This is a genomic window from Mesorhizobium sp. Ca11 (assembly GCF_020165275.1).
Lineage (GTDB): Bacteria > Pseudomonadota > Alphaproteobacteria > Rhizobiales > Rhizobiaceae > Mesorhizobium.
Genome location: NZ_JAIUHU010000012.1, coordinates 135962 through 155907, shown reverse-complemented (window position 1 = coordinate 155907; position 19946 = coordinate 135962). Strand labels below are relative to the sequence as shown.

17 protein-coding genes and 1 riboswitch are annotated in these 19946 nt (G+C 63.9%); of the genes, 7 read left to right on the top strand and 10 right to left on the bottom strand.

Annotated features, from left to right (window positions below):
* Positions 1 to 43: 43 nt before the first annotated feature.
* The 3 genes from thiQ to thiB all read right to left on the bottom strand — a co-directional run bounded on the left by thiQ (position 44) and on the right by thiB (position 3694).
* Entirely contained in the window at positions 44 to 832 is a 789-nt protein-coding gene (gene thiQ, locus LB538_RS21345; RefSeq protein WP_224527965.1) for a thiamine ABC transporter ATP-binding protein, read from the bottom strand.
* A complete protein-coding gene (thiP, locus tag LB538_RS21340) occupies positions 829 to 2451 on the bottom strand; it encodes a thiamine/thiamine pyrophosphate ABC transporter permease (protein WP_224527969.1) in 1623 nt (540 codons plus the stop codon). The genes thiQ and thiP overlap by 4 nt, the downstream gene beginning before the upstream one ends.
* Before the next feature lie 232 nt (positions 2452 to 2683).
* Positions 2684 to 3694: a thiamine ABC transporter substrate binding subunit gene (thiB, locus tag LB538_RS21335; protein WP_224527973.1), complete on the bottom strand. Its 1011-nt coding sequence runs from the start codon at positions 3692 to 3694 to the stop codon at positions 2684 to 2686.
* 45 nt (positions 3695 to 3739) lie between these two features.
* A riboswitch (TPP riboswitch) is annotated at positions 3740 to 3845 on the bottom strand.
* A gap of 135 nt (positions 3846 to 3980) precedes the next feature.
* Between thiB and LB538_RS21330 the strand changes: the two genes are divergently transcribed.
* Genes LB538_RS21330 through LB538_RS21315 form a run of 4 tightly spaced genes read left to right on the top strand, consistent with a single transcriptional unit; the run spans position 3981 to position 7038 of the window.
* A complete protein-coding gene (locus LB538_RS21330) occupies positions 3981 to 4625 on the top strand; it encodes a thiamine diphosphokinase (RefSeq protein WP_224527976.1) in 645 nt (214 codons plus the stop codon).
* Between the two features lies 1 nt (position 4626).
* Entirely contained in the window at positions 4627 to 6441 is a 1815-nt protein-coding gene (locus LB538_RS21325) for an ABC-F family ATP-binding cassette domain-containing protein (RefSeq protein ID WP_224527979.1), read from the top strand.
* 55 nt (positions 6442 to 6496) lie between these two features.
* Positions 6497 to 6739, top strand: coding sequence for a type II toxin-antitoxin system CcdA family antitoxin (locus tag LB538_RS21320; protein WP_095767295.1), 243 nt, complete (start codon positions 6497 to 6499; stop codon positions 6737 to 6739).
* On the top strand, positions 6739 to 7038 hold the full coding sequence (locus tag LB538_RS21315) for a CcdB family protein (protein ID WP_224527982.1): 300 nt from the start codon (positions 6739 to 6741) through the stop codon (positions 7036 to 7038). The genes LB538_RS21320 and LB538_RS21315 overlap by 1 nt, the downstream gene beginning before the upstream one ends.
* Before the next feature lie 32 nt (positions 7039 to 7070).
* Here the strand turns inward: LB538_RS21315 and LB538_RS21310 are convergent, their stop codons facing one another.
* Positions 7071 to 8864 (bottom strand): hypothetical protein, encoded by a 1794-nt coding sequence (locus tag LB538_RS21310; protein ID WP_224527994.1) that lies wholly within the window; start codon positions 8862 to 8864, stop codon positions 7071 to 7073.
* 69 nt (positions 8865 to 8933) lie between these two features.
* Positions 8934 to 10232: an adenylosuccinate synthase gene (locus LB538_RS21305; protein WP_224527997.1), complete on the bottom strand. Its 1299-nt coding sequence runs from the start codon at positions 10230 to 10232 to the stop codon at positions 8934 to 8936.
* 321 nt (positions 10233 to 10553) lie between these two features.
* On the opposite strand from LB538_RS21305, the gene LB538_RS21300 reads away from it, so the two are divergent.
* Positions 10554 to 11453, top strand: coding sequence for a DMT family transporter (locus tag LB538_RS21300; RefSeq protein WP_224528000.1), 900 nt, complete (start codon positions 10554 to 10556; stop codon positions 11451 to 11453).
* Positions 11454 to 11547: 94 nt separating this feature from the next.
* Here the strand turns inward: LB538_RS21300 and serA are convergent, their stop codons facing one another.
* From serA to glmM, 5 genes are all read right to left on the bottom strand, one after another.
* Positions 11548 to 13149 (bottom strand): phosphoglycerate dehydrogenase, encoded by a 1602-nt coding sequence (gene serA / locus LB538_RS21295; RefSeq protein ID WP_224528004.1) that lies wholly within the window; start codon positions 13147 to 13149, stop codon positions 11548 to 11550.
* A gap of 64 nt (positions 13150 to 13213) precedes the next feature.
* Positions 13214 to 14389 (bottom strand): phosphoserine transaminase, encoded by a 1176-nt coding sequence (locus tag LB538_RS21290; protein ID WP_224528006.1) that lies wholly within the window; start codon positions 14387 to 14389, stop codon positions 13214 to 13216.
* Positions 14390 to 14583: 194 nt separating this feature from the next.
* Complete coding sequence (locus tag LB538_RS21285) at positions 14584 to 15369, bottom strand: outer membrane protein (protein ID WP_095767289.1); 786 nt, start codon at positions 15367 to 15369, stop codon at positions 14584 to 14586.
* A gap of 202 nt (positions 15370 to 15571) precedes the next feature.
* A complete protein-coding gene (locus LB538_RS21280; RefSeq protein WP_224528009.1) occupies positions 15572 to 16417 on the bottom strand; it encodes an outer membrane protein in 846 nt (281 codons plus the stop codon).
* Between the two features lie 219 nt (positions 16418 to 16636).
* Positions 16637 to 17989: a phosphoglucosamine mutase gene (gene glmM, locus LB538_RS21275; RefSeq protein ID WP_095767287.1), complete on the bottom strand. Its 1353-nt coding sequence runs from the start codon at positions 17987 to 17989 to the stop codon at positions 16637 to 16639.
* Positions 17990 to 18357: 368 nt separating this feature from the next.
* On the opposite strand from glmM, the gene LB538_RS21270 reads away from it, so the two are divergent.
* Both LB538_RS21270 and LB538_RS21265 read left to right on the top strand, forming a co-directional pair.
* Complete coding sequence (locus tag LB538_RS21270; protein WP_224528012.1) at positions 18358 to 19206, top strand: hypothetical protein; 849 nt, start codon at positions 18358 to 18360, stop codon at positions 19204 to 19206.
* A gap of 241 nt (positions 19207 to 19447) precedes the next feature.
* On the top strand, positions 19448 to 19906 hold the full coding sequence (locus tag LB538_RS21265; RefSeq protein WP_224528015.1) for a hypothetical protein: 459 nt from the start codon (positions 19448 to 19450) through the stop codon (positions 19904 to 19906).
* The last annotated feature ends 40 nt before the right edge of the window (positions 19907 to 19946 follow it).

The window sequence follows — 19946 nt, the reverse complement described above, 5'->3', positions numbered from 1 at the left end:
GGCAAGGAAACGCCGGATCGCCCATTGCCGGTTTGGCCATAAATTATGTCCGCTTCCGGGCAACATGTTGTGATCCGGCAACGGTGCCACCTCGATCGCCGATATAGCGTCTGAACGCATCCGGTCCAGACCGATCGAAGAAATCCTCGGCCGGCCCGGCTGCCGCGATCGTGCCTTCGTCGAGAAATGCCACGTCCTGCCCGACGCGGCGCGCATCTTCCGGCTGATGCGTCACGAACAACACCGTCATTTCGCGCTCGGCATGAATGCCAGCCACAAGGTCCAGCATATCGTCGCGCAGCGCCGGGCCGAGCGACGCGAAAGGTTCGTCGAGCAGCAAAACGGGCCGGTCGCGCAGCAGCACGCGCGCCAGCGCCACGCGCTGCCGCTCGCCGCCGGAAAGCTCGCGCGGCAGCCGCTTTTCCTTACCGGCAAGGTCAACCCGCGCCAGCGCCTCGGCGACGTCGGCGCGATCGGCGTCGCCGAGTTTCAGCGACGGCGAGCGGCCGAGCCCGACATTGGCTTCGACGGAAAGATGCGCAAACAAATTGTTTTCCTGGAACACCATCGACACCGGCCGCGCCGAAGGCGGCGTGTTTCCGAGACCGACGCCGCCGATCAGGACCTTGCCCGCATCGGGCATTTCGAAGCCGGCTATCAGATTGAGCAGCGTCGACTTGCCGGAGCCGCTCGGCCCCATGATGGCGGTGATCCTGCCGGCCGCGAATTCGGCGTCGAAGCTGAAGGAGGATTCGCCATAGCTGAACGAGACGCCATCCAGCGCGACGGGGAGACCCTTTTGCGCGGCGATGCCGTCGATGGTCGTCGTCATGACTTTCCTTCCCGCCCCAGCCAGTCCGCGGCGACCACCAGCATCAGGCAGACGAGGCCGAGCAGCAAGGCAAGTCCCGCGGCGTCGGCTGTCCGGTAGCTGCTCATGCGCGCCAAAAGCAGATAGGGCAAGGTCTGCACGGAATCGCTGCCGAACAGCGCGATCACGCCGAGATCGCCAAGCGATAGCGCCATGGCGAAGGCAAAGCCGGTCGCCAAAGGCCGCCTGAGCGACGGCCAGTCTATCAGGCTGAGCCGGTTCCAGCCGGATATGCCGAGCGCAAGGCAAAGCCGCTCGTGGCGCTCGCTCGCCGCGTCATAAGCCGGGCGAACGGCGCGGATGGCGAAGGGCATCGCCATCACCGCGTTGACGGCGACGACCATGACCGGCGCGATGGCAAAGACATCGGTGACGTGGCGCAGCGCCAGGAACCAGCCGGCGCCAAGCACGATCGGCGGCACGACGAGCACGAAGCCGGCGCCGGTGTCGGCGGCATATTCGAGCAGGCCCATGGCCCCGCCTGCCCGGCGCCGCAGGGCCAGCGCGCGCCGTGCCGCGATCAGCGCCAGCGACAGCGTCACGCTGAGAAGCGCTGCAAGCAGGGCAAGGCCCGCGCTGGTGAGGGTGGCGCGGCGCACCGCTTCCTCGCCTGCCAGCCGGCCGAGATCGGCCTCCAGGCCTGAAAGCAGCGTCGCCGCCATCGGTCCGGCAACGAACAGCAGCGTAAGTGCGATGAGGCCGGCATTCAGCACGGTTTCGAGCGGGCCCGCGGAAAGGTAGCGGCGCGGCGCGACCGGCAGATTGGCATCACCGACCGTGTTGGCGCCGAGCCGCGTGAGTGCTGCGACCACGACGAAGGTGAGCGCGATCTGAAGAAACGTCACTGTTACGGCCCGCGTAGGATCGAAATCGAAGCGCAGCGCCTGGTAGATGGCCACTTCCAGTGTCGTCGCGGCCGGACCGCCGCCCAGCGTCAGCACGATGGTGAAGGAGGTGATGCAGAGCATGAAGACCAGCCCGGCAATCCCCGGCAGGGCCGCGCGCAGCACCGGCCATTCGATCAGCCGGAAGGCCGGCCAGGCACCCATGCCGAGCTGGCTCGCCAGCCGCCACTGGTCGGCGGGAACGGTGCCCAGCGCCTCGAGGAACAGGCGCGTCGCCAAGGGCAGGTTGAAGAAGACATGAGCGACAAGGATGCCGGAGAGGCCGTAGATCCCCGGCCAATCCCCACCGCCAAGTCCGGCCAAGACGCCGGCAAAATATCCAGCCCGACCGTAGAGCGCCAGGATGCCGAGCGCGGCGACGATCGCCGGCAATGCCAGCGGCACGGTGAACAATTGCAGGATCAGGCGGCGTCCCGGGAAACTTGGGTGCCTCGACAAAGCGCGCGCCACGAGCAGCGCCGGCGCGACCGACAGCAGCGTCGAGAGAGCCGCCTGCCACAGCGTGAAGCGGGCGACGCGCAGGAGGTAATTGTCGAAGGCGGCGGCAGCGCCGGAGAGGTCGTGCGCGCCTTCGACGGCGAGGCCGGCGAAGGCACCGCCGATGAGGAGGGCGATGGCCGCCAGCGCGACGACGCCGGCGGTGACGCGGGAGTCAGGGTGCACGGCGGCTTGCATGCTGCACCTTGGTGGAATTCAGCAAACGCCGCGTTCCTTCGCGCCCCCCTCTGTCTTGCCGGACATCTCCCCCACAAGGGGGGAGATCAGCAGCGCCCGCGCCTCGCTCATCACTGCAACGTTGCCAGTTGGCGAAATCGCCGATGACAGCCAATCTCCCCCTTAGAGGGGGAGATGTCCGGCAGGACAGAGGGGGGCGCCGTAGAGCGATCATCTTGCGCGAATAGCGATCCTACTTGCTCATCACCGCCAGCCACTCATCCACCCACGCCTTGCGGTTGGCGGCGACCTCCTGCGGGCTGAACAGCAAGGTCTTGGTCGGCTTCACCAGTTTGTCGAAGGCCGGGTTGAGCGGCTTGTCGGTCTTGCCGGCCGGGAACATCCAGTTGGTTTCCGGAATGACATCCTGGAATTTCGGTCCGGTCATGAAGGCGATGAACTTTTGCGCCAGCGGGTTCTTCGCGCCCGTCATGGTGATGCCGGCAACCTCGATCTGCAGGTATTCGCCTTCCTCGAACGAGGCGGCCTGGTAGCGCTCGGTGTTCTCGGCCACCATATGGTAGGCCGGCGAGGTGGTGTAGGACAGCACCATCGGCGCCTCGCCTTTGGTGAACAGGCCATAGGCTTCGCTCCAGCCCGGCGTCACCGTCAGGACCTTGGTCTTGAGCTTTGCCCAAGCCTCCGGCGCTTTGTCGCCATAGACTGACTTCACCCACAAAAGCAGCCCGAGACCGGGCGTCGAGGTGCGCGGGTCCTGGATGACGATTTTGTCCGTGCCGGCGCCTTCGATCAGCTCCTTCAGGCTCTTCGGCGGGACTTTAAGCTTCTGCGTGTCATAGATGACGGCGAAATAGCCATAGTCGAAAGGCACGAAAGTGTCGTCGCTCCAACTTCCAGGGACGTCGATGGCGGAGACTTCGCCATGCGGCGCGAACAGACCGCTCGACTTGGCGTCGGCGGTGAGATTGGTGTCGAGGCCGAGCACGATGTCGGCCTTGGTGCCGGCGCCTTCGAGCTTGACGCGGTTGAGGAGCGCCACGCCGTCGGCCACCGAGACGAATTCGAGATCGCAGCCGCATTCGGCCTCGAATTCCTTCTTCACCGCCGGGCCGGGACCCCAATCGGCGGTAAAGCTTTCATAGGTATAGACGGTGAGCTTGTCCTTCGCAGCGGCAGGCGCGACGCCCGCCAGAAGCGAAACTAAGCCGGTTGCGAGAATGAGATGGGACAGTATTGCGCGCATATCGGCGCCTCCTTCGTTCGAGTGACAAGGAATTGAGGCGCCGGATGGTCCGAAACGTCTAATCCCTCCGCCGGTACAAACCGGATCAGGTTCAGCGGGTTGGCTTGATCGCCTCTCAGCCGGATCACGTCCGGCACCCCGTTAGAGCGTTTCGACAGATAGGCCCGGCCGAAGCAGCGCGCAAGCGGAAGTTTGCCGGGCAGCTAATGTTCGCCGGTACCCTCGCAGCCGAAGCGCACGGCATCCCGCTTCCGTTTCGCCCGACGGGCTGGTAAGGGCGACGGCCATGGGCACATTCACCATCCTGCTTGGCGGCGAGCTTATCCGCACGCCCCGGCTCGAACGCCAGATCGAAGGCTCGCGCGTCATCGCCGCCGATGCCGGCATCGGCCATGCCCGCATGCTTGGACTTGTCCCCGAACTTTGGGTCGGCGATTTCGACTCGGTGCCGGCGAACCTGCCGGATGACCTCGCCGCCGTGCCGCGAAAAGTCTTTCCGGCCGAGAAGGACATGACCGATGGCGAGCTCGCCATAGCGGAAGCGCTTCAGCGTGGCGCCACCAGCCTCGTGTTGGCCGGCGCCTTTGGCGGCAAGCGCGCCGACCATGCCTTCCTGCATCTGGCGCTGGCCGTGCGGCTGGCCGAGGCTGGCACGACCGTGCTGCTGACCAGTGGCGCGCAGGAAGGCGCTCCCATCCTGCCCAGCAAGGCCAGCTTCGACTATGACGACGGCACCTTGTTTTCGGTGCTCGGCTTTTCCGACCTGTCCGGCCTGACGGTCACCGGCGCCAAATGGCCTCTCGACCGCGTCGAGGTGGCGTTCGGTTCCTCGCTCACTATATCAAATGAGGTCAAAGGGCAGCTTGGCATCGCGCTGGAGCGCGGCCGGGCGCTGCTTCTGGCCCACCCCTATCCTCTTCCAGAAAGTTGACATGGCGCCGCCACTCCTCAACCTCGACGGCATTAAACTGACTTTCGGCGGCACCCCGCTGCTCGACGGCGCGGCGCTCAGCGCATCCGCCGGCGAGAAGATCGCGCTGGTCGGACGCAACGGCTCGGGCAAGTCGACGCTGCTCAAGATCGCCGCAGGGATGATCGAGCCGCAGGACGGCGAGGTGTTCCGCCAGCCTTCGGCGACCGTCCGCTATCTGCCGCAGATGCCGGACATGGACGGCTTCGCCGACGTGCGCGCCTATGTCGAGGCGGGCCTTGGCCCGGCCGACGATCCGCATCGCGCCACCTATCTGATGGACCATCTTGGCCTGACCGGCGAGGAGCGGCCGAACGACCTGTCCGGCGGCGAGGCGCGCCGCGCCGCCCTTGCCCGCGTCATGGCACCGGAACCCGACATCCTGCTCCTCGACGAGCCGACCAACCATCTCGACCTTTCGGTGATTGAATGGCTGGAAGAAGAGCTCGCCCGCACCTCCTCCGCGGTTATCCTGATCTCGCATGACCGCCGCTTTCTCGAGCGCGTCACGCGCGCCACTGTCTGGCTGGACCGCGGCCAGACGCGGCGGCTGGACAAGGGCTTTGCGCATTTCGAGGAATGGCGCGACCAGGTGCTGGAAGAGGAAGAGCGCGACCAGCACAAGCTCGGCCGCCAGATCGTGCGCGAGGAACATTGGCTGCGCTATGGCGTGACCGCCAGGCGCAAGCGCAACATGCGCCGCCTCGGGGAGCTGCAAACCATGCGCCAGCGCTTCCGCAGCCATCGCGGCGCAGAGGGCACCGCGACGATGGTGGCCAGCGACGCCGCCGAATCCGGCAAGCTGGTGATCGAGGCCAGGAACATCGACAAGAGCTTTGGCGATCTCACCGTGGTCAAGGGGTTCTCGACCCGCATCCAGCGCGGCGACCGCGTCGGCCTGGTCGGCCCGAACGGCGCCGGCAAGACGACATTGTTGAAGATGCTGACCGGCGAGCTGGCGCCGGACGCCGGCACCGTGCGGCTTGGCGTCAATCTCGAGATTGCGACGCTCGATCAGAAGCGCGAGGCCGTCGATCCGCAGGAGACGCTGGCGCATTACCTCACCGACGGACGCGGCGAGAACCTTGTCGTCAATGGCGAGCAGCGTCATGTCGTCTCCTACATGAAGGATTTCCTGTTCAAGCCGGAGCAGGCCCGCACGCCGGTGCGCGAGCTTTCCGGCGGCGAACGCGCGCGGCTGCTTTTGGCCCGCGTGCTGGCCCGGCCAGCGAACCTTCTGGTGCTGGACGAACCGACCAACGATCTCGACATGGAGACGCTGGAGCTGCTGCAGGAGCTTGTCGCGGGCTTTGCCGGAACCGTGATACTGGTCAGCCACGACCGCGACTTCCTTGACCGCACCGTCACCAGCGTGATCGCGCCGGACGGCGGCGGCCGCTGGATCGAATATGCCGGCGGCTATTCCGACATGCTGGCGCAGCGCGGCGGCTCCAGGCTGGAAGACCGCAAGGCAAGATCCAAGACCGAGGCGAGCGAGGCTGGACCGAGAGCCGAACCGGCGGCGCCCAAAGGCGCCGCGAAAAAGCTCTCGTTCAAGCAGAAATTCGCACTGGATTCGCTGCCTAAGAAGATCGAAGCGGTGACGGCCTCGATCTCGCGACTGGAGAACAACATCGCCGACCCCTCCTTCTACGAGCGCGATCCCGCCTCGTTCCAGAAGACTATCGCCGCGCTCGACAAGGAGCGCACGACGCTGGCGGCACTCGAGGAAGAGTGGCTGGAACTGGAGATGCTGCGCGAAGAGATGGAGGGGTAGGCTTGCCTGCACGTTCTATGCGCTTATATTATGCGCATGGAATAGAGAGGCTGCCGTGCTCCAATCAACTGCGAAACCGCAACGCAAATCGGTAAACACCTCGATCGATTCGAGATTGATCGAGGAGGCCAAGGCATTGGGTATCAATATGTCCCGCGCCGCCGAGCAAGGAATCGCCAAGGCAATTTCTGCCGAGAAGATCCGTCGCTGGCAGGAGGAGAACAAGGAAGCGCTCGAAAGCTCTAACGAATACGTCAAGCGTAACGGTCTGCCTTTGGCCAAGTACCGGCTGTTTTGATGGCTCGCTACGATTTCTACCGAAGCACGGGAAGCGACGGTTATCTCCTCGATGTCCAGTCCGACATACTAGAACAGCTCGATACCAACGTCGTCGTTCCCCTTCTGCCCCCCAACATCGCACCGCTGCCGGCACGCAGGCTGAACCCGATCTTCAGGATCGATGGCAAGGAACACGTTATGATCACTCAGTTCATTTCGGCTGTGACGGCTTCCGAATTGCGGGCGGCAGAAGGAAACCTTGGCAGGCATCATGACGAGATCGTCGCCGCTCTCGACATGCTTTTTCAGGGATTTTGAGCAGCGGCGCCATTGCGCCACCGCTGCTGCCATCACCCCGACGTCTTCGCCGCCCAGGCCTTCAGCGCCTCGTCAAAAACCTTCTCGCCCGGGATGCCCTTTTCCATGGTGAGCAGGGCGCGGCGTCCGGTCTTGTAGACCACCGGCACGTCGATCCAGGCCTGGCCTCTCAGCAGCGTCAGGTTGGCGTCCTCGTCGGCCTTGGTGTCGTTGAGCGCGACGAGGAAGAAGCCGTCGGCGATCTTGGCCGGGATGCCGATCAGTGGGCTGCCGGCATCCTGCTCGGAGCTCTTCATGGCGATGCGCAAGATGTTGTCGACGCCGCCGCCGTCGAACCCTTCCGGCGTCAGGAAGATCATCTCGATGATGTGGCTGGCGGGCAGCGTCTGGTCGGTGTTGCGCCGGATCGTCATGCGCAGCTGGATATTCTTGCCCGGGATCGTCGCCTCGGCGCGGATCGCCGGTTCCGGCGGCAGGTCGCCGCCGGGCGATTCCTGCACAAGCGACCACACGATGCTGCCGGGCTCGGCCGTGCCCTGCTGCGTGCTGGTGCGCTCCTCATAGAAGATCGCCTTCTGCCCGACTGGCACCGTCGCCTCGGCGGTCGCAGGCGCCGGCGCAGCCGGTGTCGCGCCCGCGGGCGGCGGCGTTGCCGCGTTAGCCGCCGGAGGCGTGGTTCCGGCTCCGGGCGGCGTTGGATTGGCCGCGTCGGTCGCCGGCGCTCCGGCGGCAGGCGTCTCAGGCGTCGGCGTGGCCGGAGCAGGCGTGGCCGGAGCGACCGCTGCCGGAGCAGGCGGGGTCGTCGCCGGCGTAGCCGGCGGCCGCGAGGTCAGCGCCGCGACGGATTCGCCTTCGCCGATCGTGGGCTGTCCGCCGGCCGGGCCGGGATCGGTCTCCTTGCCCTCGGGCGTCAGTCGTTGCGTGAACTTGTTGGTGTCGGCCGCCTCGCCGGTGCCGGACGCAGCCGGCGCGGCCGCCGTCTCCGTCGCCGGCTTGGCCGGAGCCGGCTTGACCAGCGGCTCTGTCGAGGCCGTCTTGCTGCCACCGCCGCCAAGGCCGAAGAGCGACCCGAACGCATTCTTGTTCAGCCATATGCCGTAGCCGCCGCCGGCCAGCACCAGGAGCGCGACGACGGCGGCGATCAAGCCGCCATAGCTGCGCTTGCGCTTTTGCGGCTGTGGCCGCAGGCGCTGGAAGGTATCGGCCGCCGGCTGCTCGTCATTGGCAAAGACATCGCTGCCGTCATCGGCATCGTCCATGCCCGCCAGGCTTACATCGTCTTCGCGCGGCGACGGCATCGGCGGCGGCGCCTTCTGCCAGGCTGGCTCCGCCTTTGGCGCGGTCTGCCAGTTCGGCTCGGTCCTTGCCGTGTTCTGCCAGGCTGGCTCGTCCTTCGCAGGGGCTTGGCGCGGGGGTTCCGCCTTCGGCCCGCTTTGCCAGCTGGGTTCGGTCCTGGCGGGCGCGGGCGACGGCCTGAACGGCTCGGACTTGAACGGATCCGGCTTGGCGGGTTCCGGCGCCACCGGCTGGCGGGAATGGCTCGGCTGGTTCTTGTTGCGGTCGATGGAGGAGAAAATATGCTCCAGCTCCGCCAGCGGATCCTCAGCCGGAACGCGTTTGACATACTCGCGCTCGACACTGGAAATGGCGTCTTCCAGCGAGCGCTTCTGCTTGCTGACGACATCGGGCGCAAGCGGCGGGGAATACTCGGCCAGTTTCTTTGCCAGCACGGCGCGGGCGCCGTCGTATATCTGCTTGCGCATCTCGAACGAAGGGTCGGCCTTCTTGTCGAGCTGCTTTTTCAGAACACTAACGAAATCTGCCATGCGTCAGGTGACCTGCATTCTTTTCCCGCCGGCCGCAAATCAGCCATAGCGCCGGGAAGGGCTGTGAAACTAGTCTTGAAATGGGTCGGTCACAAGTATTGTGTCGTCCCGCTCGGGGCTGGTGGAGAGCAACGCCACGGGGGCACCGATCAGCTCCTCGATATGGCGGACATATTTGACGGCTTGCGCCGGCAAATCGTTCCAGCTTCTGGCGCCGGCCGTGGTTCCCTTCCAGCCTTCGAGCGTCTCGTAGACGGGCTCGACCCGCGCTTGCGCGCCCTGGCTGGCCGGCAGGTAATCGATCGTCTCGCCGTCGAGGCGATAGCCCGTGCAGACCTTGATCTCGTCGAGCCCGTCGAGCACGTCGAGCTTGGTAAGAGCGATGCCCTTGATGCCGTTGACAGCGACCGCCTGGCGCACCAGCACGGCGTCGAACCAGCCGCAGCGGCGCTTGCGGCCGGTGACGACACCGAACTCGTGGCCGCGCGTGCCGAGGAACTCGCCGATCTCGTTCTTCTGCTCGGTCGGGAACGGCCCTTCGCCGACGCGCGTCGTATAGGCCTTGGTGATGCCGAGCACATAGCCGATGACGCCGGGGCCTACGCCCGAACCGGCTGCGGCCTGCCCGGCCACGGTGTTGGACGAGGTGACGAAGGGATAGGTGCCGTGGTCGATGTCGAGCAGCGTGCCCTGCGCGCCCTCGAACAGGATGCGTTCGCCGGCGCGGCGCCTGTCGTCGAGCACCTTCCAGACGCGGTCCATGTAAGGCAGGATCTCGGCGGCCACCGAGGTCAGTTCCTGCATGATCGCCTCATGCGTCGCTTCCGCATGACCGAGCCCGCGGCGCAGCGCATTGTGATGCGTCAGCAGCCTGTCGACCTTCAAGGGCAGCGTTTCCAGATCCGCCAAATCCATCACCCGCACCGCGCGCCGGCCCACCTTGTCCTCATAGGCGGGGCCGATGCCGCGTCGTGTCGTGCCAATCTTGGTTCCTGAATTCGAGGCTGCGTCTTCGCGCAATCCGTCCAGCTCCCGGTGCAGGGACAGGATAAGCGCGGTGTTTTCGGCTATTTTCAGGCGTTCCGGCGTGACCTCCACGCCCTGCTCCTTGAGCTTCTTGGCTTCGGCGACGAAGGCATGCGGATCAAACACCACGCCGTTGCCGATGATCGAAAGCTTGCCCTGTCTGACCACGCCGGAGGGCAGCAGCGACAGCTTGTAGACCTTGCCGTCGACGACCAGCGTATGGCCGGCATTGTGGCCGCCCTGGAAGCGCACGACCACATCGGCCCGTTCCGACAGCCAGTCGACGATCTTGCCCTTGCCTTCGTCACCCCATTGCGAGCCGACGACCACCACATTGGCCATGTTCTTTTCCCTTGAAATGCCGCGCGGGCGGCCTGAAACGACAGGCCTCTATAGCGTCAAGCGGAGGCTGGCGCGACCCTTTCTTTGCCGCCGAAACCATCGTTGGAGCATGACCCGAACCGAAGGTCGGCGAACCCAAAAAGCGGGAACCGGCTTCCGCAAGTGACCATGTCCCTCAAGGACTTGGATCAAAATGACGCCAACGCCGAGACGTCAACCTGGTCCAGGCACAACAAATTCCGGCTTTCGCATCATTTACTTGCCGCCGCCGCCACTCTAGGCCGGGCCGAACCCTCGAGCACCCGCAGGGCCGGAACCTTCATGCACCGAGCCGCCTATCTGTTCCTTCTGTCGACCATGCTCTTGTGGGGCGGCAATTCGGTGGCGGGCAAGCTTGCCGTCGGCCATGTCTCGCCGATGACGCTGGTGTTCCTGCGCTGGGTGATGGCGGTGCTGATCCTGCTGCCCATCGGCTGGCGGACGCTGCGTGAGGATTGGCCCGAGGTGCGCAGGCACTGGAGGCTGCTTGCCGGGCTCGGCGCTTGCGGCTTCACCATCTTCAACGTCATCTTCTATACGGCGCTTAACTACACGACCGCCATCAATGTCTCGATCGAGCAGGCAGCCATCCCGATCGTCATCATCCTTGCCAATTTCGTGCTGTTCAGGCTGCGCGTGCAGCCTCTGCAGATCGTCGGCGTCGTGCTCACCATCGCCGGCGTTGCGCTGACGGCAAGTCATGGCGACCTCGGCCAGTTGCTGAAGCTCGAGCTCAATTTCGGCGACGCCATCATGCTTGTGGCGGTGCTTTGCTACAGCCTCTATTCGGTGGGACTGCGCCTCAGGCCGGCAATCCGCTGGCAAAGTTTCATGCTGGCGCTGTCGATCGCCGCGCTGCTGGTCTCGCTGCCCTTCTTCGTCTGGGAGGTCGCGTCTGGCCGCGTCATCGTGCCGGACGCCCGTGGCTGGGCGCTCACGCTCTACACGGCGCTTGGCGCTTCGCTCGTCTCGCAGGTCCTCTACATCAAGGGCAACGAATTGATCGGCGCCAACCGCGCCGGCCTGTTCATCAATCTGGTGCCGATCTTCGGCACGTTGCTTTCGGTGCTGATCGTCGGCGAGCAGTTTCAGGCTTATCAGGCCTTCGCGCTGGCGCTTGTCCTCGGCGGCATTGCGCTTGCCGAGTACAGCGGCAGCCGAGCAGTGCTGCAGACGGGGTGAATATCTCAACTTCCCGGCAAGCGGCCATCGGGTGACGGCCATCTCATGAATGCCCCGCCTGCTGATGCAAGCGGGGCGTTTTCACGTCCGGACGTTACTCGCCGCCGACGTCGAAGCGCAGCCGCTTCGCCGAGTCGATCGACTTGTGCGCGCGTACTTGCTCCAGCACACTTTCCGGGAAGGGCGCATCGAGATAAAGCAGCGCTATCGCATCGCCGCCCGGTCGGTTGCGGCCGAGCTGGAAGTTGGCGATGTTGACGCCGTTCTCGCCGCACACGGTGCCAAGCAGGCCGATGATGCCGGGCGCATCGGCATTGGTGGTGTAGAGCATGTGCTGGCCGACCTCGGCATCGAGATTGATGCCCTTGATCTGGATAAAGCGCGGCTTGTGGTCGGAGAAACAGGTGCCGGCGATCGAACGCGTCATATGCTCGGTCTTGACCGTGAGCTTGATATAGCCGTCGAACACGCCCGACTTGTCGCGCTTGACCTCGGCGACGATAATGCCGCGCTCCTTCACCATGATCGGCGCCGACACCATGTTGACGTCGGAGACCTGCGGCCGGATGAGGCCGGCAAGGGCAGCGCTCACCAGCGCGCGCGTGTTCATCGTCGCGGTCGAGCCGTCGAACAGTATCTCGACCTCCTTGATCGGATCCTCGGTGACCTGGCCGACAAAGGCGCCGAGCACTTCGGCAAGCTTGACGAAGGGTTTCAGCCGCGGCGCCTCCTCGGCTGTGATCGAAGGCATGTTGATGGCGTTGGAGACCGCGCCCTTGATCAGGTAGTCGCTCATCTGCTCTGCAACCTGCAGCGCGACATTCTCCTGCGCCTCGGTGGTCGAGGCGCCGAGATGCGGCGTTGCCACGACATTCTCCATGCCGAACAGCGGGTTGTTCTCGGCCGGCTCGACCTCGAACACGTCGATGCCGGCCCCGGCCACCTTGCCGCTCTTCAGCGCCGCGACCAGGTCCGCCTCGACGATCAATCCGCCGCGGGCGCAATTGATGATGCGCACGCCGTCCTTCATCTTGGCGATCGCAGCCGCATCGATGATGTTGCGCGTCTTGTCGGTCAGCGGCGTGTGTAGCGTGATGAAGTCGGCGCGGGCGAAGAGCTCGTCGAGCTCGACTTTCTGGACGCCGAGCTCCTCGGCGCGGCTGTCGGACAGGAACGGGTCGAAGGCGATCACATGCATCTTCAGGCCGACGCCGCGCGTGGCGACGATCGAGCCGATATTGCCGCAGCCGATCACGCCCAGCGTCTTGCTGGTGATCTCGACACCCATGAAGCGGTTCTTTTCCCACTTGCCGGAATGGGTCGAGGCATTGGCTTCCGGTATCTGCCGCGCCAGCGCGAAGATCATCGCCACCGCATGCTCGGCCGTGGTGATCGAATTGCCGAAGGGCGTGTTCATCACGATGATGCCCTTGCGGCTGGCGGCCGGGATATCGACATTGTCGACGCCGATACCGGCGCGGCCGACGACCTTGAGCCTGGTTGCCGCATTGATCAGCTTCTCGGTTACCTTGGTCGCCGAGCGGATAGCGAGGCCGTCATACTGGCCGATCACCTCGGCGAGCTTTTCCTTGTCTTTGCCGAGATCGGGCAAATAGTCGACGTCGATGCCGCGATCCTTGAAGATCTGCACGGCGGTGGTGGAAAGTTTGTCCGAAACGAGAACGCGGGGCGCCATTGCGGCCTCCTTGACGTGGGAATGGATATGTCGGGAACTGGCGGCCCGCGGGCCGCCATGAAACTCAGGCCGCTGCCTTGAGCGACGCCTTCTGCGTGGCGAAGGCCCAGTCGAGCCAGGGCAGCAACGCTTCGAGATCGGCGGTCTCGACGGTGGCGCCGCACCAGATGCGCAGGCCGGGCGGGGCATCGCGGTAGGAGCCGATGTCGTAGGCGACGCCTTCCTTGTCGAGCGCGGACACGATCCCCTTGGCGAAAGCCGCCTGGCTATCGGCGTCGAGCGCCGCCACTTGCGCGTCGGTGAAGGAGAGGCACACTGATGTGTTCGAGCGCGTCGCCGGATCGACGGCGAGGTGGCCGAGCCACGTCGACTTCTCAGCGAACCGGTCGAGCACCGCGGCATTCGCGTCCGCGCGGGCGATCAACGCTTCCAGGCCGCCGATCGACTTCGCCCAGCGGAGCGCATCGAGATAATCCTCCACGCACAGCATCGACGGCGTGTTGATGGTCTCGCCCTTGAAGATGCCCTCGATCAGCTTGCCGCCCGAGGTCAGGCGGAAGATTTTCGGCAGCGGCCAGGCCGGCTTGTAGGTCTCCAGCCGCTCGACGGCGCGGGGCGACAGGATCAGCATGCCATGCGCGCCCTCGCCGCCCAGCACCTTCTGCCAGGAGAAGGTGACGACATCGAGCTTCTCGAAGTCGAGCCGCTGCGCGAACGCCGCCGAGGTCGCGTCGCAGATGGTCAGACCCTTGCGGTTCGCCGGAATGAAATCGCCGTTCGGCACGCGCACGCCCGAGGTTGTGCCGTTCCAGGTGAAGACCACGTCGCGGTCGAAGTCGACCTGCGTCAGGTCGGGCAGTTGACCGTAGCCGGCCTCGAACTTGCGAACATCGGCGAGCTTGAGCTGCTTGACGACATCGGTCACCCAGCCCGAGCCGAAGCTCTCCCAGGCGACCATGTCGACGCCGCGCTCGCCTAGCAGCGACCAGAGCGCCATCTCGACCGCGCCGGTGTCCGACGCCGGCACGATGCCGATGCGATAATCTGTGGGAACCTTGAGGATTTCGCGCGTTAGCTCGATAGCCTGCTCGAGCTTCGCCTTGCCGATCTTGGCGCGGTGCGAGCGCCCGAGCGCGGCGGCTTTCAGCGCCTCGACCGACCAGCCGGGGCGTTTTGCGCAGGGACCTGAAGAGAAATTGGGGTTTGCCGGACGGAGTCCGGGCTTGGTAAGCGTCGTCATCGTGGTCTATCCTTCCAGATAGTGGCCCCTCGTTGGGGAGGGGTGGCCCACGGACGGCGATATGCGCTCAGAGCTTCGGCGTCAAGAGCAAAGTTTTTGTCGCGGACGGGATATTCGCTCCAACTCGCGCTCGATCCGAAAGGAGAACGGCGGGCCCTTAGGACCCGCCGTCGAAACCTCTCAGCCTGCGTGGCTCACCAGAGATCGTAACGCAGCCCAAGCTTGATCTGATGATTGCTGATGCCCTTGTGGACAGGGAAGGAATTCAGGCTTGCGGCCGTGACATATTCGGCCTCGGGCGCGGAGAAATACTGATAGCCAAGGTCGATCAGAACATTCTTCGAGACCTGGTAGGCAAGGCCGGCGTTCAATGTGTAGGCCAAGGAATATTTTGTTTTGCTGCTGCGCCGAGAGAAGTCGTCGCTTGCATCCCCGTTGTCGGTGAAATAATCCGCCGAAAGACTGTATTTGCTTTGAACGATACCAATACCCGCGCCGATATAGGGCGTGATGCCGACATATGTGCCAAGATCGACATAGCCGTTCAATATGCCTGAGAAGGCATAGTTCTTGAGGTTTCCATCTCCCACGGTCGCCGTTGCCGGTGCCACCACGGTTGCTGTGTCGTCATAGCTGAAGCTGGCTTTGTTGCCGGGCAGGTAGCCGAGGTTGATGTCGGCGCGAAGGTAATCGTTGAAATGATATCCGAAGCCGATGCTCGCGAAATACGCGTCCTCGCTCTCGCTAAAACTTTCGCTGGCGATCGTCGACGGGAAGGTGAAATCCCCGTTCTTGAAGCTCTTGTTCGCCAGATACGAGACATCGCCGCGCAGGTACCAGCCCGAGCCGATCTCGACCGGCTGATAGTCCGGCGCCTGATCGACATAGATCGGCGGATCGTAATCGGCCGCAAGCGCCGGCGTCATCGGCAACAGGATGATTGCGGCAAGCGCTGACGCGATACGCGATCTGGATATCATGGTCCCCGGCTCCTGAAATTGGCGCCAACCGCGAACGCGGGCGCCGTTTCAAGGAGCCATTGTTAACCATAGTGGTTAAGTGGCGGTTAAGGATAACGGCCGGTTACCGAATTGATTTCAATCAACATTTATCAGCGACGCATAAACGAAAGCCGCCCGGCTAGCGCCGGGCGGCTTTGAAATTCCAGGATTCAGGAAGCGATTACTTGGTGTAGATCGGTTCCGGTTCCGGCACGTAGGGCTCCGGCGGCGGGGCGCAATCGGACTGGCCGCCGAACTGGTAGCGGAGACCGCCGCGTACCTCATGCACGTTGATGCCACGGTCGTAGCCAGGGCCGACATTGCTGTCCGAAGCGTATTCGAACATCTTGCCGCCATTGATGTGGCTGTAGCGGTAGCCGACGTCCAGCTTGACGCGATCGGTCAGACAGTAGGAGGCGCCGGCCATAAGGGCATAGGCGAAGCGCCAGCCCTTGCCGCCGCGATGAAAGAAGTCTCCGTCGAGATCGCTGTTGTGAAGCGTGTCCCACTTGACCCAGGCGCCGCCGATGCCGGCGCCGACGTAAGGTGTAACCCCATGCCATGTGCCGATGTCGATATAGGCATTGGCCAACAGCAGCAGGGCCGAGTAGGAGGAAGTGTCGACAGAAGTACAAGGCACCCCGCCGGCGCAGAAGCCGTCGGTTGAGCCGCGGAAGTTCGATTTGCCCATCCAGTCGGCCGTGAGATCGGTGCGGAAATACTGGTTCACCTGGTAGCCGACGCCGGCGCCGGCAGATAACGCACCCTTGAGAGAACCGCTGGCGAAGCTGCCTTGGGTCTGAGGTGCGGCACCATAAGTGATGTAATCGCCGCCGCCGAAGCGCGACCAGTGATAGTCGATGTCGCCGCGGATGTACCAGCCGCCTACATCGACGGGCTGCACTTCGGCGATGGGCGGCGGTGCCGGCTCGACGGGAGGCGGTTCCGCGAGATCGGCGGCGAGAGCCGGTCCGGCTATCCCCGCGAACAGCGCGGCAAGCAATGCCATTCTTGCTGTCTTGAACATTCTGTCACCCCTAAGAAGCCTCGGGACGACTCCCGCCCGAAGATGATTGACCTCGGGTTTGGATAATGAATTGCAAAGGTTAAAAGCCGTTTAACCGTACCGATTAACCACGAATCTATACAATTTTAGAGGGTAGGTCGTTGTCCGATCGGCCCGCCCGGCGACCAAAAGCCCGCCTGGCAGCGGGCTTGCGGATTTAGAGGAACTGCGGGACGGCGTTCAGGCGGCGCTGCGGGTGTCCTGCAGGATGCCAACGATATCGTTGACGACCGCTTCGACCAGCTGTGGATCATCGCCCTCGGCCATGACCCGGATGAGCGGCTCGGTGCCGGAGGGACGGATCACCAGGCGGCCGGCTTTGCCAAGCCGGTTGCGCGCATCCTCGATGGCCGCCTTGACCGCAGCTTCCTCCAGCGGCTTGCCGCCGGAGATGCGGACATTCTTCAAGAGCTGCGGCACCGGCTCAAACTTCTTCGACAATTCGCTGACCGGCCGGTTCTGCCGCTTGATGCAGGCCAGCACCTGCAGCGCCGAGACCAGGCCGTCGCCGGTGGTCGAGAAATCGGACAGCACGATATGGCCGGACTGCTCGCCGCCGACATTCAAGCCATGTGCGCGCATGTGCTCGACCACATAGCGGTCGCCGACCTTGGTGCGGTGCAGCTGCAGCTTCATGTCGCCAAGAAAGCGTTCCAGCCCGAGATTGGACATTACGGTGGAGACGACGCCGCCGCCGGCCAACCGCCCGCTCTGGTGCCAGGACTCGGCGATCAGAGCCATGATCTGGTCGCCGTCGACGATGGTGCCGTTCTCGTCGACGATGACGACGCGGTCGGCGTCGCCGTCGAGCGCGATGCCGATATCGGCGCGGACCTCGTGCACCTTCTTCTGCAGGCCGGCCGGATGGGTCGAGCCGCACTCCTTGTTGATGTTGAAGCCGTTCGGCTCGACATTGATCGCCACCACCTCGGCGCCGAGCTCCCACAGCGCCTCGGGCGCCACCTTGTAGGACGCGCCGTTGGCGCAGTCGACGACGATCCTCAGCCCAGAAAGCGACATCGAGCGCGGCAGCGTGCGCTTGGCGAATTCGATATATCGGTCATGCACGCCGTCGACGCGCTTGGCGCGGCCGAGCCCATCGGAATCGGCGAGCGCCAGCTCGATGTCCTTGTCGAGCATGCCTTCGATGCGTTCCTCGATCTCGTCGGAAAGCTTGTAGCCGTCGGGACCGAACAGCTTGATGCCGTTGTCGTAGTAAGGATTGTGCGAGGCCGAGATCATCACCCCGATGTCGGCGCGCAGCGAGCGCACCAGCATGGCGACCGCGGGCGTCGGTATTGGGCCGAGCAGGAACACGTCCATCCCGGCGGCGCACAGGCCCGCCACCATGGCGTTCTCGATCATGTAGCCGGAAAGCCGCGTGTCCTTGCCGAGCACGACACGGTGTCGATGATTGCCGCGCTGGAAGGAGAGCCCGGCGGCCATGCCGACGCGCATGGCGACCTCGGCCGTCATCGGAAATTTGTTGGCGCGTCCGCGGATACCGTCGGTGCCGAAATACTGACCTGCCATGTGTCTCAAAGTCCCCGTCGGTTTTTCAGCCGCCCGTTTTGCCACAAATTGAGCCGCATCCGATCATCAAATTTCGTGATTGTATATTACCAATTCTTAGAAAAACATTGTAGCGGGCGATGCAAGCGATTCGACAGCCTGTCACCACCTTTGACGTGGCGGCGCTATACCTGCCGGTGCGAGGCTTGTCGGCGCCCTGTTCCCGGCAAAGCCTGGCTGGCGGCGAACCGGCAGGCAATTCATCACCTTATCGCGAATAACACACTTTGTGAGAGCGCCTGTGCCGGAAGCATCTGGCGCAACCGGACATTGAGAGCTATTGATTTGGCATAGGGACACTTATTGGCGGCAGCAAGGGAGAAAACGCCATGCTTATTCATAGACTTGCAGCTTTGACGGGTATCGCCGTCGCAACCTTGTTCCTGGCGGCGCCGGCCAACGCGCTGACCATGGCCGAGTGCAGCACCAAGTATAACGCGGCCAAGGATGCGGGAACGCTCGCCGGCCAGACCTGGAACCAGTTCCGCAAGGCCCAGTGCGGCAGCGACGCCACCGCGACCGACACCAAGGCCGCGACCGATACGAATGCCGCCGACACCAAGCCCGCCAAGAAGACGAAGGCGGCCGCCGCTGCCGACGACGCGGCCAAGGGCCTGAGCTCCAAGGAGTGCAGCACCAAATACCAGGCCGCAAAATCCGCCGGCACGCTCAACGGCATGAAGTGGAACGACTTCCGCAAGGCCGAGTGCGGCCCTGGCGCAACCGCTGCGGCTGCCACCGCCCCCGCCACCAAAACCGCCACGACGACCAAGACCTCGACCGCCGCTGCCGATGGCGGCAAGGGCCTGACCATGGCCGAGTGCAGCACCAAGTACCAGGCTGCGAAGACCGCCAACAAGCTGAACGGCATGAAGTGGAACGACTTCCGCAAGGCCGAATGCGGCGCAGGTGCCGACGATGACGACACCGTGCCTGCGCCGACTGAGGCGACTTTCACGAAGGAACCGGCCAAGCCGACTGTGACCGCCCCGAAGGGCGTCACTTTCCCGGCCGCCATCTCGCCGAAATTCGCCAACGAGACCCCGGCCAAGGGCCGCATGCATACCTGCCTCGAGCAGTACTATGCCAACAAGGATGCCAACACGCTGAACGGCCTGAAGTGGATCCAGAAAGGCGGCGGCTTCTACAGCCTGTGCAACGCCAAGCTGAAGAGCTGATCGCCTAATTATTCGAAGGAAAAAGGCCCGCGCGTCGCAAGATGCGCGGGCCTTTTGTTGCAGGCGAAAACGCCCGCGGCCTTGCTCGCATCTGCATATGGCGGGACTGTCGGTATCGTCGATTTGCCCACACTGCCCATCGCCAGGTTTTGTCGGGAGCTCGCAAAGATTCCAGTTGAACATATATGGAACAAACAGTATACAAAAGATGTCCAACTTATCATCAATCAGGAGGGTCTCAATGTTCAGTTTGAAATTGGCGGCGTTGGCTGTGACGGCATTGGTCGCTTGGAACGCCTCACCTGCGAGCGCGCTGACGATGAAGGAATGCAGCGAGACCTATCGGGCGGCCAAGGAAGGCGGCACTCTGAACGGCATGGACTGGGCCGCTTTCCGCAAGGAGAAATGCGCGACGTCCGCCGCGGAGAGCGTCAGCGCGGATCCGGTCACATCCGCGGAGCAGCAGAAAACGGAAACCAGCGCGGCGGTCGTCCCCACGGTAGCGCCGGCGGGCGTGACATTCCCAACCACCCTCGCCGCCGAGTTCAAGACCGAAAAGCCCGCTAAGGCCCGGATGAAGACCTGCCTGCAGGGTTACCACAACAACAAGGAAGCGGGTACGTTGAACGGCCTTCGCTGGATCCAGAAAGGCGGCGGTTACTACAGCCTCTGCAATGCGCGGCTGAAAGCTGAATCATAAAAATCAAATACGGCGGATAAAGCGGTTCACCGTTTTTCCC

Coding starts and splice junctions, on each gene's coding strand:
- thiQ (WP_224527965.1), bottom strand. CDS start 832: ATGACGACGACCATCGACGGCATCGCCGCGCAAAAGGGTCTCCCCGTC.
- thiP (WP_224527969.1), bottom strand. CDS start 2,451: ATGCAAGCCGCCGTGCACCCTGACTCCCGCGTCACCGCCGGCGTCGTC.
- thiB (WP_224527973.1), bottom strand. CDS start 3,694: ATGCGCGCAATACTGTCCCATCTCATTCTCGCAACCGGCTTAGTTTCG.
- LB538_RS21330 (WP_224527976.1), top strand. CDS start 3,981: ATGGGCACATTCACCATCCTGCTTGGCGGCGAGCTTATCCGCACGCCC.
- LB538_RS21325 (WP_224527979.1), top strand. CDS start 4,627: ATGGCGCCGCCACTCCTCAACCTCGACGGCATTAAACTGACTTTCGGC.
- LB538_RS21315 (WP_224527982.1), top strand. CDS start 6,739: ATGGCTCGCTACGATTTCTACCGAAGCACGGGAAGCGACGGTTATCTC.
- LB538_RS21310 (WP_224527994.1), bottom strand. CDS start 8,864: ATGGCAGATTTCGTTAGTGTTCTGAAAAAGCAGCTCGACAAGAAGGCC.
- LB538_RS21305 (WP_224527997.1), bottom strand. CDS start 10,232: ATGGCCAATGTGGTGGTCGTCGGCTCGCAATGGGGTGACGAAGGCAAG.
- LB538_RS21300 (WP_224528000.1), top strand. CDS start 10,554: ATGCACCGAGCCGCCTATCTGTTCCTTCTGTCGACCATGCTCTTGTGG.
- serA (WP_224528004.1), bottom strand. CDS start 13,149: ATGGCGCCCCGCGTTCTCGTTTCGGACAAACTTTCCACCACCGCCGTG.
- LB538_RS21290 (WP_224528006.1), bottom strand. CDS start 14,389: ATGACGACGCTTACCAAGCCCGGACTCCGTCCGGCAAACCCCAATTTC.
- LB538_RS21285 (WP_095767289.1), bottom strand. CDS start 15,369: ATGATATCCAGATCGCGTATCGCGTCAGCGCTTGCCGCAATCATCCTG.
- LB538_RS21280 (WP_224528009.1), bottom strand. CDS start 16,417: ATGTTCAAGACAGCAAGAATGGCATTGCTTGCCGCGCTGTTCGCGGGG.
- glmM (WP_095767287.1), bottom strand. CDS start 17,989: ATGGCAGGTCAGTATTTCGGCACCGACGGTATCCGCGGACGCGCCAAC.
- LB538_RS21270 (WP_224528012.1), top strand. CDS start 18,358: ATGCTTATTCATAGACTTGCAGCTTTGACGGGTATCGCCGTCGCAACC.
- LB538_RS21265 (WP_224528015.1), top strand. CDS start 19,448: ATGTTCAGTTTGAAATTGGCGGCGTTGGCTGTGACGGCATTGGTCGCT.